The 12,837-nt window shown below is 67.0% G+C and carries 16 protein-coding genes; 5 read left to right on the top strand and 11 right to left on the bottom strand.

Annotation, left to right across the window (positions count from 1 at the left end; translation table 11 throughout):
- Positions 1-2 precede the first annotated feature (2 nt).
- The 8 genes from ACSFCA_RS29520 to ACSFCA_RS29485 form a co-directional block, all read right to left on the bottom strand.
- Complete coding sequence (locus ACSFCA_RS29520) at positions 3-521, bottom strand: RDD family protein (protein WP_258352682.1); 519 nt, start codon at positions 519-521, stop codon at positions 3-5.
- Positions 522-559: 38 nt separating this feature from the next.
- Positions 560-1,591 (bottom strand): FUSC family protein, encoded by a 1,032-nt coding sequence (locus ACSFCA_RS29515; protein WP_435461943.1) that lies wholly within the window; start codon positions 1,589-1,591, stop codon positions 560-562.
- Positions 1,588-2,061, bottom strand: a complete 474-nt coding sequence (locus ACSFCA_RS29510) for a MarR family winged helix-turn-helix transcriptional regulator (protein ID WP_258352680.1) — start codon at positions 2,059-2,061, stop codon at positions 1,588-1,590. The genes ACSFCA_RS29515 and ACSFCA_RS29510 overlap by 4 nt, the downstream gene beginning before the upstream one ends.
- Positions 2,062-2,104: 43 nt before the next feature.
- Positions 2,105-2,800 (bottom strand): DUF2242 domain-containing protein, encoded by a 696-nt coding sequence (locus ACSFCA_RS29505; protein WP_258352679.1) that lies wholly within the window; start codon positions 2,798-2,800, stop codon positions 2,105-2,107.
- Between the two features lie 82 nt (positions 2,801-2,882).
- Complete coding sequence (locus ACSFCA_RS29500) at positions 2,883-3,509, bottom strand: nucleoside/nucleotide kinase family protein (protein WP_435461944.1); 627 nt, start codon at positions 3,507-3,509, stop codon at positions 2,883-2,885.
- Positions 3,510-3,518: 9 nt separating this feature from the next.
- Positions 3,519-3,689 carry a hypothetical protein gene (locus ACSFCA_RS29495; RefSeq protein WP_435461945.1) on the bottom strand — a complete coding sequence of 57 codons (171 nt, stop codon included), beginning with the start codon at positions 3,687-3,689 and terminating at the stop codon, positions 3,519-3,521.
- The gene (locus ACSFCA_RS29490; protein WP_435461946.1) at positions 3,686-4,207 is read right to left on the bottom strand and encodes an alpha-ketoglutarate-dependent dioxygenase AlkB family protein; all 522 of its coding nucleotides are present in this window, start codon (positions 4,205-4,207) and stop codon (positions 3,686-3,688) included. The genes ACSFCA_RS29495 and ACSFCA_RS29490 overlap by 4 nt, the downstream gene beginning before the upstream one ends.
- A gap of 34 nt (positions 4,208-4,241) precedes the next feature.
- Positions 4,242-5,516, bottom strand: coding sequence for a Glu/Leu/Phe/Val family dehydrogenase (locus ACSFCA_RS29485; protein WP_258352677.1), 1,275 nt, complete (start codon positions 5,514-5,516; stop codon positions 4,242-4,244).
- Between the two features lie 240 nt (positions 5,517-5,756).
- Between ACSFCA_RS29485 and ACSFCA_RS29480 the strand changes: the two genes are divergently transcribed.
- Both ACSFCA_RS29480 and ACSFCA_RS29475 read left to right on the top strand, forming a co-directional pair.
- The gene (locus tag ACSFCA_RS29480; RefSeq protein ID WP_435461947.1) at positions 5,757-6,215 is read left to right on the top strand and encodes a hypothetical protein; all 459 of its coding nucleotides are present in this window, start codon (positions 5,757-5,759) and stop codon (positions 6,213-6,215) included.
- A 150-nt stretch (positions 6,216-6,365) separates the two neighbouring features.
- Positions 6,366-6,833: an Lrp/AsnC ligand binding domain-containing protein gene (locus ACSFCA_RS29475; RefSeq protein ID WP_258352675.1), complete on the top strand. Its 468-nt coding sequence runs from the start codon at positions 6,366-6,368 to the stop codon at positions 6,831-6,833.
- Here ACSFCA_RS29475 and ACSFCA_RS29470 read toward each other — a convergent pair.
- Entirely contained in the window at positions 6,822-7,523 is a 702-nt protein-coding gene (locus ACSFCA_RS29470; RefSeq protein WP_435462010.1) for a YggS family pyridoxal phosphate-dependent enzyme, read from the bottom strand. The two genes, ACSFCA_RS29475 and ACSFCA_RS29470, sit on opposite strands and share 12 nt — an antisense overlap.
- Before the next feature lie 51 nt (positions 7,524-7,574).
- Here ACSFCA_RS29470 and ACSFCA_RS29465 point away from each other — a divergent pair, with 51 nt between their 5' ends.
- On the top strand, positions 7,575-8,618 hold the full coding sequence (locus ACSFCA_RS29465; protein ID WP_007833310.1) for a type IV pilus twitching motility protein PilT: 1,044 nt from the start codon (positions 7,575-7,577) through the stop codon (positions 8,616-8,618).
- A gap of 27 nt (positions 8,619-8,645) precedes the next feature.
- A complete protein-coding gene (locus tag ACSFCA_RS29460) occupies positions 8,646-9,782 on the top strand; it encodes a PilT/PilU family type 4a pilus ATPase (protein WP_097197835.1) in 1,137 nt (378 codons plus the stop codon).
- An 11-nt stretch (positions 9,783-9,793) separates the two neighbouring features.
- Here the strand turns inward: ACSFCA_RS29460 and ACSFCA_RS29455 are convergent, their stop codons facing one another.
- Both ACSFCA_RS29455 and ACSFCA_RS29450 read right to left on the bottom strand, forming a co-directional pair.
- On the bottom strand, positions 9,794-11,344 hold the full coding sequence (locus ACSFCA_RS29455) for an MFS transporter (protein WP_435461948.1): 1,551 nt from the start codon (positions 11,342-11,344) through the stop codon (positions 9,794-9,796).
- Complete coding sequence (locus ACSFCA_RS29450; RefSeq protein ID WP_258352673.1) at positions 11,341-11,823, bottom strand: MerR family transcriptional regulator; 483 nt, start codon at positions 11,821-11,823, stop codon at positions 11,341-11,343. The genes ACSFCA_RS29455 and ACSFCA_RS29450 overlap by 4 nt, the downstream gene beginning before the upstream one ends.
- Before the next feature lie 87 nt (positions 11,824-11,910).
- On the opposite strand from ACSFCA_RS29450, the gene ACSFCA_RS29445 reads away from it, so the two are divergent.
- Positions 11,911-12,819 carry an NAD(P)-dependent oxidoreductase gene (locus tag ACSFCA_RS29445; protein ID WP_435461949.1) on the top strand — a complete coding sequence of 303 codons (909 nt, stop codon included), beginning with the start codon at positions 11,911-11,913 and terminating at the stop codon, positions 12,817-12,819.
- Positions 12,820-12,837: the final 18 nt, after the last annotated feature.

Raw genomic sequence — 12,837 nt, 5'->3', positions numbered from 1 at the left:
GCTCAGGCCTGCAACACGACGGTGTCGGCGATCTGGTCGTGCAGGCAGCGGCGCGACGCGCGGAAGATGAAGAGGCAGTCGATCAGCACGTAGATCGGCCCGAGCAGCGGCCAGATGGTCGTGAAGAACGTGGGGCCGTCGCGCAGGGCCAGGATGCGTCCGATCTGCGCGCGCGAACCGTCGGGCCGGGCAATGCGGATCTTGAACAGCGCCTTGCCGATGGTCTGGCCGCGAGTGGCCAGCAGGTAGCCGTGCAGAACGAGGTAGAGAACGATGCCGGAGGCCGCGCCGGAGATGCGTGGCTCCCAGAGTCCGAGGCCATCGTCCTCCCAGAGATTGATGGGCGTGAACTTCGCCAGGAGCCAGATCGCGGCGAGGGAAATGCCGGCATCGAGCATCGCTGCCAGAAAACGCTTGCCGCGCGTTGCGAGTTCACCGGGCTGCACCTGGCCCGGCTGCAGCACGTCCTCCACATGGGATTGCGGCGGCGCGTAGCGCGCGTCCTGCGACTGATCTTCCATGCCCGTCCCTCTCCGAAACGATTGATTTTCGGAAGATTCTAGTGGGTGGGCTGCTCCGGCAGTCGGCGAACAGGAGCACTCTGCAGGTTGCGCAGGTCGTCCAGCAGCAGGCTCAGGGGTGCGGCCAGGAGTGCATTCGACGGGGAGTCTTGCGACGCCTGCACGCAGCGGTCGAGCCCATCGAGGTCCGGTGGCGCGCCCTTGCCCGCGAGCGCATCGGCCATGCCGGCGACTGCGGCACTGGCAGTCTGCGCCGCTTCGCGCCATGCGTCGTCGGCCTGTGCGCCCTGCATCTGCCGGAACACGCGATCCAGCACCACGGCGTCCTGGAAGATGCGCGCCGCCAGCCGGGCCTTGTCGCGATAGGCACCACGCGCCGTGCCCCCGGCGGTGCCGCGTCGCCACCATCGCGCCTCCAGGTCCGCACTGCCGGCCAGCAAGACGAGCCGGTCCAGCGACGCGCGCGTGCCTGCGTGAATGCGCTCCGCCTCGGCACCGGCAGGCCTTCGCGCAGCGGCCATGCGCCTCGCGATACCGTGCAGCAGCGCGGCGCAGCCCTCGTCGAAACGCGCGCCCGCGTGGTACTCGGACACGAGCGTCGAAACCGCCAGCGCCACTCCCACGCCGATGCCGATCTGCGCCATGCGCAGCAGCGCCACCTGCAGCGCCGAATGGCCGGGAATGCCGCCGGCCGACAGGATGATCAACGCGGCAACCGGTGCGCTGCGCAAGCCCGGCGCAGCCGCGCTGGCAAACGCCAGCAACATGACGACGGCCAGCGTGGTCGCCAGCATCGGCGCGCCGTGGTGCTGCAGATAGACGCCGGCCAAGCCGCACAGCGCGCCGGCGGCCGTGCCGCGCACGCGGTTCCATCCGGCATCGAGCGTGGAACCGGCGCTCGGGCGCATGACGATCAGCACGCTCATCACCGCCCAGAAACTTTCGGGCAGGTGCAACGCGGTGGCCACGCCCCAGGCGATGGCCACTGCCGCCGCCAGCTGCACGCCGGGACGCCAGCGGCCGTGGCGCCACGGCTCCGTCAGGCGTTGCAGTGCCGGGGCGCCGTTCATGCTTCTGGCGCCGGTGGATCGCCGCCTTCCAGCGCGGCGGCGATGCCGTCGATCAGCCCGCAGGCCTGCAGCAGCAAGGCGCGCTGATCGGCATCGAGCGTGGCGCCGATCACCTCTGCCAGTGCCGCCTCGCGCGTGCGCATGATCGCCTTCAGACGGCGTATGCCCTCCGCCGTGAGCGACAGCAGCCATTGGCGCCCGTCGGTCGGGTGCGGCGTGCGGCCGATCCAGCCCTCGGCCTCCAACTCGGCCAGTAGCCGGGTCAGCGACTGGAGCTTGACGCGCTCGAACCCCGCCAGCGCCGTGGGCGTGCACGGCCCGTGCCGATGCAGCTGCCCGAGCACACTGAGCTTGGCCACGCTGGGGCCGTCAGGCGTTGCGCTGCCGCTGCGCAACTGGCGCGTCAGCAACGACACCGAGGTGCGAAGACGCGAGGCGCATTGCGCCGGATCCGGGATGGTGGAAGCCATGCCCAGATTGTAAGATGCATCTTGGTACTTTGGAGCCCCGGCGTCAGCCCCGGTTCGGCGACGAGTTCACCGGGTAGGTGACGGCGGGCTGGGCAGCGGCGGGAGCGGGCGGCGAGGCGACCGGCGTTGCTTCCGCGGGCGTCCCGGCTTCGTCCTCTCCTTCCGGGCCTTCGAGGAAACGGTCGAGCAGCGCGAAGAAGCGGTCGTAGAAGCGCTCGTCCGTCAGTGTCTCGCTCGCGACCTTCACCATCGCGTCGTCGCTGCTCGAGAACGGCAGCGAAAGCGAGCCGATCGCGCCCACGCCCAGGCTGGCCGAGTTGTTCACCTTCTTGATGCCGTAGCGGTCCTGCAGCGCGGTCGCAAAAGCCACGGTGCTCTTGCTGGCCTTGCCGCTTCTTGTGCTCTCGCGAGCGCAGACCACCCGGAACTCGACCTCGACATGCACCTCGGCCGCCGGCTGGAAGCTCTTGCGCCCGGTCACGAGATCGGCGTTGGCGGCCGTGATCATGTAGCCCTGGCTCAGCAGTGCGCGGCGCGCGGCTTCGCAGGTCTGGGCCTCGGTGGCCTCGTAGTCGCGGGTGTGGGTGGTGGTCGAGCCGAAGGCTTCGGGCTCATAGTTCACGCGGCGCGATGTGCTGCCGCAGCCGGCGAGCACAAGGACGACAAGGGCGGACAGCAGGCCGAGTACGAGAACCCGGGCGCGAACAACTGGAAAAGAAGTGAGGTGCATGGACGGCATGGAGCGGCGAATGCTAACCGGCGCCTTGCCGGCAAGGCTTCGAGCGCATCCGCTCGTCGGCGTTCCCTGCCGCGCGAGATTTTCAGGACCAGGGCAGCACGTGATGAGCGCGCACCCGCGTCGCCGCGATCAGCCGCGCATTGGGCGCATCGGTGCTCGCCACCCAGGCGAGCGCTTCCTCGGCGCTGCGGCCGAACTGCTGGTGGCGCCGCACCAGGCGCTCTTCGCGCACCGCATCGTCGATGTCCACGTACCAGACCTCGTCGAACATCGCCGCCGCGCCGGCCCACGGACCGACGTCGTGCAGCAGGTAGTTGCCTTCGGAGATGACAAGCTGCGTCGTGGGCAGCACGGCGATGGCGCCGGCAATCGGCTCCTCGATCTCGCGGCGGAATTCGGGGGCATAGACGATGTCGCCATCGGGCCGCTGCTCGCGCAGGCGCTGCAGCAGCGCGACATAGCCGGCGCTGTCGAAGGTGTCGGGCGCGCCCTTGCGGCCGGAGCGGCCAAGCCGTTGCAGCTCGACGTTGGCGAGGTGGAAGCCGTCCATGGGGACGACCTGGGCGCGGTCGCCCAGCGACCGCCGCAGCGCCTCGGCCACGGTGGATTTGCCGGCGCCCGGTGCGCCCACCAGGCCGAGCAGCTTGCGCCGCCCATCGGCGAGCAAGTTGTGAATGCGGGCGTTTTCTACTTCGCCGACAGTGTTCATCGATAGACCTCAGAAGAAATGCCATTCAGGCAGGACTTCGCGGCGGCTGAGCCAATCCGAAGGAATGCCCTCGGCGCCGACGATATCGCACAGAGTGTCCCAGTCGCCCCCTGCTCTGACCGCCAGCCACAGGGCGTCCGGGAAGCTCTCCAACGGTCGCAGCCCTGCCGACGTCGTCATTTCAGAATCGCGCGGAACGTCAGGCTGATGCGCGCACCGGCGCCTTCGGCCTTAGGAATCGCATGCAGCCAATCCTGCTGGACGGCATCGGACATGTAGAGCAGCGATCCGTGGGGCAGCAGGTAATCGAACCGGACGGTACTGTCAGCCTTGCTGCGGTACGCGATGGATCGGGGGCTGCCGACGGACACGATGGCCACACCCGTGCCGGGTGCCAGGGCCTCGCTGGAGTCCGAGTGGAAGCCCATCGACGACGCACCGTCGGCGTAGAAATTCAGCAGGCAGTTGTTGGGGCGGAATCCGAGTTCGGCTTCGATCTGGTCGCACAGGGCTTCCAGTTCGATGGGCATCGGTACCGCCTCATACGAAATCTGCGAATAGTTGTAGGGCACGCCGAAGCTGGCCGTCTTGCGCGCTCGCATACGCTCGTCCCACGTCACCGCGGCGCAGAGCCATTCGAAAAGGGCATCGGGCGACGCGACGAACGCGGGATCGAGGTGGATAGGCGGACCGCTCATGGGTCCGCAGAATACAAGGACCGGTGCTCTGCGATCAGGGGTACAGGCCGCGCTCTTGACGAGCCATCAGGATGCGCTCGCAAGCCACCGCATACGTCGCCGTACGCAGCGTGATCTTGTGCTTGTCTGCCGTGTCCCAGATCTGGTTCAGTGCGTTCATCATGATGCGGTCCAGGCGCACGTTGATTTCGTCTTCGTCCCAGAAGAAGGACGAGAAGTCCTGCACCCATTCGAAGTAGCTCACCGTCACGCCGCCGGCGTTGCAGATCACGTCGGGCACGACCAGCACGCCGCGCTCGGCGAGGATGTCGTCAGCGGTCGGCACGGTGGGGCCGTTGGCGCCTTCGAGCACCAGCTTGGCGGTGGTCTTCTGCGCGCGCTCGGCGGTGATCTGGCCTTCGAGGGCGGCCGGGATCAGGATGTCGCAGGCGACGTTCCAGAAGTCTTCGTTCGGCACGATGTCGCCGCCGGACTTGAAGGCGACCACGCCTTCCTTGTTGGCCACCGGGATCAACTTGGCCAGGTCGAGGCCGTTGGTGTTGACGATGGTGCCGGTGTGGTCCTGCACCGCGACGATCTTGGCGCCCGCTTCGGCGAAGAGTTCGGCCGCGACCGAGCCCACGTTGCCGAAGCCCTGCACGGCGATGCGCGCGCCGCGCAGGTCCATGCCCAGGCGTCGGGCGGCTTCACGGCCGGTGACGAACACGCCGCGGCCTGTGGCCTTCACGCGGCCCAGCGAGCCGCCCAGGTGCAGCGGCTTACCGGTGACGACGCCGGTGGCGGTGCCGCCGACGTTCATCGAGTAGGTATCCATCATCCACGCCATGATCTGGCCGTTGGTGTTGACGTCGGGCGCGGGGATGTCGGTGTGCGGGCCGATGATGATGCCGATCTCGCTGGTGTAGCGACGGGTGATCTTCTCCAGCTCCTGCAGCGACAGCTTCTTGGGGTCGACGCGAATGCCGCCCTTGGCGCCGCCGTACGGCAGGTTGACGGCCGCGGTCTTGATGGTCATCCAGGCCGACAGGGCCATCACTTCTTCGAGCGTGACGTCGGGGTGGAAGCGCACGCCGCCCTTGCCCGGGCCGCGGCTCATGTTGTGCTGCACGCGGTAGCCCTCGAAGTGGGCGATGGTGCCGTCGTCCATCTCGATCGGCACATCGACGATCAGCGCGCGCTTGGGGCGCTTCAAGGTTTCGACCCAGCGGGCCAGCGGGCCGAGGTACGGCACGACGCGGTCGACCTGCGAGAGATAGGTGCCCCACGGGCTGTTCGCGGTCGGATTGACGAAGGAGAGTTTTTCGCTCATGAGAGATCCCTTGGTTTAAACGGGTGGCCGCAACGATAGACCTCTACCGCGCGTCGCGCCATGGCTTATGCGCGCCGCGCTGGCGGTTATGCAAGAGAGGTTTGGTTTCGCAGCCAGGGAGGCACATTGCACCGATGTACATGACAGAAACGTCATCTACGGGTTATCGACCCTGCGGATGGGCTTCGTAGAGTTGGCTTCACCAACCAAGGCAACCCAACCACCCTCAAGGAGTCACGAATGAACAAGCAAGCTTCCGCCACCCGACTGCTCGGCACCGCCACCCTCGCCGTCCTGCTGGGCGTGATTGCAGCGCCGAGCTTCGCCGGCAACTACGCCGAGGGCGATCCGCGTCCCGTGCCGCTGACCTCGTCGACGACACGCTCCGCGGTAACCGCCGACGCTGTGCAGTGGCTGAAGACCGCGCCCACGCAGGGCTACACCAGCGGCTATCAGCAAGAGGCGGCCGTTGTCTCGGCCAACACCCGCGCCGCAGTGGCGGCCGACACGCGGCTGTGGATCCAGTCGGGCCTGGCGGCTCAGCAGAGCGGTGAAGCCGGCGCCGATATGACGAAGCCCGGCTACCACCAGGCCGCAGCCGAATACGCCAAGCTGCGCGCAAGCCCCGCCTATGGCGCGCTGGTCGACCAGCTCAAGGGCCAGCAGGCGGCGGCGCAGTCGCAGACCCAGGTCCGCTGAGAGAAGGCGCGAAAGAGCTGACGGCGCGCGGCGGTGCCCTGGGTAGGCCAGGGTAGACCGCCGCCAGCGCCTTGGTTCTATCTCCTATGGTCAGCGGCCATAGGCCGCATCTTCCGCCAGCAATCAGCGTTCGGGCCGGATAATCTTCTGATGCTCGACCTGGACCGCATCGATCTCCGGCTGCTGAAGATCCTTCAGGAGGACGGCCGCATCACCAACCTCAAGCTGGCCGAGGCGGTAGCGCTCTCGCCCACCGCAGTGCTGGCGCGGGTGCAGCGGCTCACACGCGACGGCTTCATCCAGGGCTACGAGGCGCGGCTTGATCCGCACAAGCTGGGCCGCGGCTTCACCGTCTTCGTCGAGGTGCTGCTCGACCGCACCACGCCCAATGTGTTCGACCAGTTCAAGGCGGCGGTGCAGGTGCGCGACGAGATCATGGAATGCCACATGGTCGCGGGCGGCTTCGACTACCTGCTCAAGACCCGCATGGCCGACATGGCCGCCTACCGCGAGTTCGCGGGCACCGTGCTGTGGCAATTGCCCGGCGTGCGCGAGACGCGGACTTATGCGGTGATGGAAGAAGTGAAGAGCAGCGCGCGCCTGCCGCTAGGGGTGTGAGCGCGCCCGGCCACCGAAGATCGCCGTGCCGACACGCACCATCGTGCTGCCCGCGCTGATTGCCGCTTCAAGATCGGCACTCATGCCGAGCGACAGCGTGTCGAGTTCGATGCCCGCGTCGCGAATCGACTGGTACACCGCATGCGCGCGCAGGCACAACGCGCGCTGCGCCTCGAAATCCGCCGCCGGTTCGGGGATCGCCATGAGCCCGCGCAGCCGAAGCTGTGGCAAAGCCGCCACAGCGCGTGCCAGAGCCAGCGCCTCTTCCGGCGGCACGCCTGACTTGTTGGCACCGCCGTCCACATTAACCTGAAGGCATACATTGAGCGGCGGCAGCGAAGCCGGCCGCTGGGCCGACAGGCGCTCGGCAATCTTCAGCCGGTCGATGCTGTGGACCCAGTCGAAGTGCTCGGCCACGGGCCGCGTCTTGTTGCTTTGCAGAGGGCCGATGCAGTGCCATTCGAGGGCGGCGCGCAGATCGGCGAGGGCTTCGATCTTGTCCAGACCTTCCTGCACGTAGTTCTCGCCGAAGGCCGACTGGCCCGCCACATGCGCCTCGCGCACGGCCTCCGGCCCGAAGGTCTTGGACACCGCCAGCAACCGCACCTCGCCCGGGTCGCGGCCGGCCGTTACACATGCCTTTGCGATCCGGCTGTTTACTTGCTGGAGGTCGTCGCCAATCATCGTCATAATCGTCCAAAATCGTATCAAAACGTCACCGAACTCGAGCCGAGGAGCCCCGTGGACATCACCCAATTGCTGGCGTTCAGCGTCAAGAACAAAGCCTCCGACCTGCACCTTTCCGCAGGCCTGCCGCCCATGATCCGCGTGAACGGCGACGTGCGCCGCATCAACGTCGACGCGCTCGATCACAAGGGCGTGCACGCCATGGTGTACGACATCATGAGCGACACGCACCGCAAGCACTACGAAGAGTTCCTGGAGGTCGACTTCTCATTCGAGATCGACGGCCTCGCGCGCTTCCGCGTGAACGCCTTCAACCAGGCACGTGGCGCGGCCGCGGTGTTCCGGACCATTCCCTCGAAGATCCTGACGCTGGAGCAGCTGAACGCACCGAAGATTTTCGGCGAACTCGCGCTCAAGCCGCGCGGGCTGGTGCTGGTGACGGGCCCCACGGGCTCGGGCAAGTCGACCACGCTGGCCGCCATGGTCAACTACCTCAACGAGAACGAATACGGCCACATCCTCACGGTGGAAGACCCGATCGAGTTCGTGCACGAGTCGAAGAAGTGCCTGATCAACCAGCGCGAAGTCGGCCCGATGACGCTGTCGTTCTCGAACGCGCTGCGCTCCGCCCTGCGCGAAGACCCGGACGCCATCCTGGTGGGCGAGTTGCGCGACCTCGAAACCATCCGCCTCGCCATGACCGCGGCCGAAACGGGCCACCTGGTGTTCGGCACGCTACACACCTCTTCCGCCGCCAAGACCATCGACCGGATCATCGACGTTTTCCCGGGCGAGGAAAAGGAAATGATCCGCGCGATGCTGTCGGAGTCATTGCAGGCAGTGATCTCGCAGACGCTGTGCAAGACCAAGGACGGCCAGGGCCGCGTGGCAGCGCACGAGATCATGCTGGGCACGCCCGCCATCCGCAACCTGATCCGCGAGGCCAAGGTGGCGCAGATGTACTCCACCATCCAGACCGGCCAGGGCTCGGGCATGCAGACGCTCGACCAGAACCTGACAGAGCTGGTGCGCCGCAATACCATCTCGGCAGCCGAAGCCCGCGGCAAGGCCAAGATTCCCGAGAATTTCCCCGGCTGATCCACAGCCCTTCGGAGCACCGACATCATGGAACGCGATCAAGCCAGCCAGTTCATCAACGACCTGCTCAAGCTCATGGTGAGCCGAAACGGCAGCGACTTGTTCATCACCGCCGACTTTCCGCCGGCCATCAAGGTCGACGGCAAGGTCACCAAAGTGTCGCAGCAGGCGCTGGGCGCGCCGCACACGCTGGCGCTCACGCGCTCGATCATGAACGACCGCCAGACGGCGGAGTTCGAGCGCACCAAGGAATGCAACTTCGCGATCTCGCCGACCGGCATCGGCCGCTTCCGCGTGAACGCCTTCGTGCAGCAGGGCAAGGTCGGCATGGTGCTGCGGACCATTCCCGCCAAGCTGCCGACCATCGACGGCCTGGGCATGCCGCAGATTCTGAAAGACGTGTCGATGACCAAGCGCGGCCTCACCATCATGGTGGGCGCCACGGGTTCGGGCAAGTCGACCACGCTGGCCGCGATGATCGACTGGCGCAACGAGAACTCGTACGGCCACATCGTGACGGTGGAAGACCCGGTCGAGTTCGTGCATCCGCACAAGAATTGCGTGGTGACGCAGCGCGAAGTGGGCATCGACACCGACAGCTGGGAAGCCGCGCTGAAGAACACGCTGCGCCAGGCGCCCGACGTGATCCTGATGGGCGAAATCCGCGACCGCGAGACCATGGAGCACGCCGTGGCCTTCGCCGAAACCGGCCACCTTTGCATGGCCACGCTGCACGCCAACAGCGCCAACCAGGCGCTGGACCGGATCATCAACTTCTTCCCAGAAGAGCGTCGCGCACAACTGCTGATGGACCTGTCGCTGAACTTGCGTTCGCTGGTCTCGCAGCGGCTGGTGCCAACCGAAGACGGCCAGGGCCGCGTGGCCGCGGTTGAAGTGCTGCTGAACACGCCGCTGATTTCCGACCTGATCTTCAAGGGCGAGGTCGGCGAAATCAAGGAGATCATGCGCAAGAGCCGCAACCTGGGCATGCAGACTTTCGACCAGGCACTGTTCGACCTGTTCGAAAGCCACTCGATCACCTTCGAAGATGCCATCCGCAACGCGGACTCGGCGAATGACCTGCGGCTGCAGATCAAGCTGAACAGCCAGCGTGCGCGCAGCACAGACCTGGCCGCCGGCACCGAGCACTTCGCTATCGTTTAAGCGGCAATCGCTCAGTCGATCGTTCGCTGCCACGCAGCGAAGATTCCTGCCGCCAGCGCAACCACCGCCATCGCGGTGAACCCGTCCAGCGAGGCCATGAACGTGGCCTGCTGTTCGAGTGTGCGATACAGCGTGCCCAGCGCCATGGCATGCGCCTCACCGGCAGCGTGGCCCACCGCCGCGAACCCATGGGTCAACGAATCCAGCGCCTGCATGAAGCTCGTGTTCGCGGCATTGGCCGATTCGCTCAGCCGCACCTCGTGCAGCGCCAGCCGGTGCTGCTGCAGCGCGATCACGCTCGAGGTCGCGAATGAAATCGCCAGCTGGCGCACGAGGTTCTTGAGCCGGTAGCCGTGCGCGAACTCTTCAGCCGCGAAAGGCTTGAAGGTGAGGTTTGCCACCGGCAGCACGACGAAGAGCATCAGCAGCCCGCGCAACAGCAGCGGCACGAGCAAAGCCTCGCGCCCTGCCTGCGGCGTGACCCGCGACAGCCACCACGCTGCCAGCGCCGCAATGCCAAAGCCCGTGACGATGAGCCACTTCTTGCGAGCCAGCCGCGCCGAGTACTTCAGGTAGACGAACACCAGCAGCCCGGTCGCAAGCGAGGCCGCGCCCGTGAAATAGCCGGTGTTGCCCACGGTGAAGCCGAGCCCGCCTTCCATCATCCGCGGCAGCAGGTAGCTGAAGCCCGTCGAGAGGTAGTAGTAGACGACGTAGAGTGCCAGCCCCACGCGGAACGACGCGTTGCGCAGCGCATGCAGCCGCACCAGCGGCGCAGGATGCTGCCATTGCTGCCAGCCGAACCATGCGAGCCCCGCCACTCCGGCGATGGTGAGGCCGATCAGCGCGGGCGAGCCGGTGAACAGCTCGAAGTGCGAGCGCGTCAGCACCACCTGCAGCGCAGCCTGCGCGAGCGCGAACACCACGTAGGCGACGTAGTGCGGCTCGGTGCGCTCGTGCGGCCCGACGTCGCCGATGTCGGGCAGCGTCCAGAGCACGAGCAGCCCGATGAGCGCCGCGGCCGGCGCGGTGCTCGCGAACAGCCAGCGCCAGTCGAAGTTGGTCACGAGAAAGGCGCCCGCGATGGGCGCCAGCGCGCCGCCGAAGACGATCAGCACCATGAACGCCTTCAGCGCCTTGGCGCGGCGCGCGGGCGGAATGCCGATCTGGATCAGGATGCGGCAGGCGCCGAGCATCGGGCCGACGAAGTAGCCCTGCACGGCGCGCGCCAGCGTGAGCTGCATCGAGCTGTCGCACAGCGCCGCGCCCACGCCGCCCAGGGCGAAGGCGAACATGCAGACGGCCAGGTAGCGCCGGTAACCCAGCCGCTCGATCCACGCATGCTGATGCAGGATGCCGAGCACCGCGCCCAACGCATAGGCGCTCGAAGCCCACACCAGTTCGTCGGGCGAGGCGTTGACGCCGCCGGCGATGTAGCTGGCGAAGAAGGCGAACAGCGCGTTGTCGAAATAGTCGATGGCCGTGACGAGGCCGATGGCCCAGGGCAGCAGCGCGGCCGCGGCATTACCGCGCGAAGGCCACGCCAGAGCCGAAGTGTTCATGACGCCGGCCGTTCCTTGCGGCGCTGCTCGAGCGCCTCTTCTACCGGCTCGCCGGCGAGGCGGCGCTCCACATAGTCGAGGTCGCGCCGTATTTGAGCCTGTAGCGAAGCCGCCTCCTTGAGCTCGCGGCGGACCTGCGCCACGCGCGCATCGAGCGTGCCCAGCTGCTCGGTGAGCGTTTCGCGCAGCGTCTTTAGTGACGCATTCGACAGCCGCGGGCGCCCGCCTTCGGCCGGCGCCTCCATCGGCTGCTGCAGCATCGTGGTGATGGCCGTGAGCGAAAAACCCAGCGAGCGCATGCGAAGCACGCGCGCCAGCTTGTCGAGGTCGGCCTGCTCGTACAGGCGGTAGCCGCCCTCGCTGCGCACCGGCACCACGATGCCCAGTTCCTCGTAGTACTTGAGCGTGCGCGGAGTCACGTCGAGCCGGGCCGCGGCATCGCGCACGGTGATGGTCTTGGCGGGGCTCGCTTCAGTCATGGTGAAGCGATTCTACCCAAACCTATACGTTCACGTACATGTTTGAGCCATCGCGCCTGTCGCGGAATGGCTTTAAGCTGTCGCCCCATGAGCAGCATCAATACCCGCACCTACGAATCCGTCCCCGCGCAGACAGTGGCTTTCCTCGGCCTCGGCGTCATGGGCGGCCCCATGGCAGGCCACCTGGCCAAGGCCGGCCACAGCGTCACGGTTTACAACCGCACACCCGCCAAGGCACAAGCCTGGGCCGCCGAGTTCGGCCCGCCCGGGCGCCATGCCGCCACCCCGCGCGAAGCAGCCGCTGGCGCCGACATCGTGTTCTGCTGCGTCGGCAACGACGACGACCTGCGCTCGGTGGTACTGGGCGACGACGGCGCTTTCTCCGGCATGAAGAAGGGCGCCGTGCTGGTCGACCACACGACCGCCTCGGCCGACGTGGCGCGCGAACTCTCCAAGGCTGCACAGGCGCTGGGCCTGCACTTCATCGACGCGCCCGTCTCGGGCGGCCAGGCCGGCGCGCAGAACGGCGCGCTCACCGTGATGTGCGGCGGCGACGCAGCGGCATTCGAACGCATCAAGCCGGTGGCCATGGCGTTCTCGCGCGCGGTCACGCTGCTGGGCGAAAGCGGTGCCGGCCAGCTCGCGAAGATGGTGAACCAGATCGCCATCGCGGGCCTAGTGCAGGGCCTGTCTGAAGCCATTGCCTTCGGCCAGCGCGCCGGGCTCGACATGGAGGCTGTGCTGGGCGTCATCAGCAAGGGCGCGGCCCAGAGCTGGCAGATGGAAAACCGCGGCAAGACCATGATCGAAGGCAAGTTCGACTACGGCTTCGCGGTCGACTGGATGCGCAAGGACCTGGGCCTGGTGCTCGACGAAGCCAAGCGCAACGGCGCGCGCGTGCCGGTGACAGCGCTGGTCGACCAGTTCTACGCCGACGTGCAGCAGGCCGGCGGGCGGCGCTGGGACACGTCGAGCCTCATCATTCGACTCAAATGAAAAAAGCCCGCATCAGCG

Origin of the sequence: Variovorax multivorans, from assembly GCF_051216835.1 — a bacterium.
Lineage (GTDB): Bacteria > Pseudomonadota > Gammaproteobacteria > Burkholderiales > Burkholderiaceae_C > Variovorax.
This window is presented reverse-complemented; position numbering and strand designations above follow the sequence as displayed.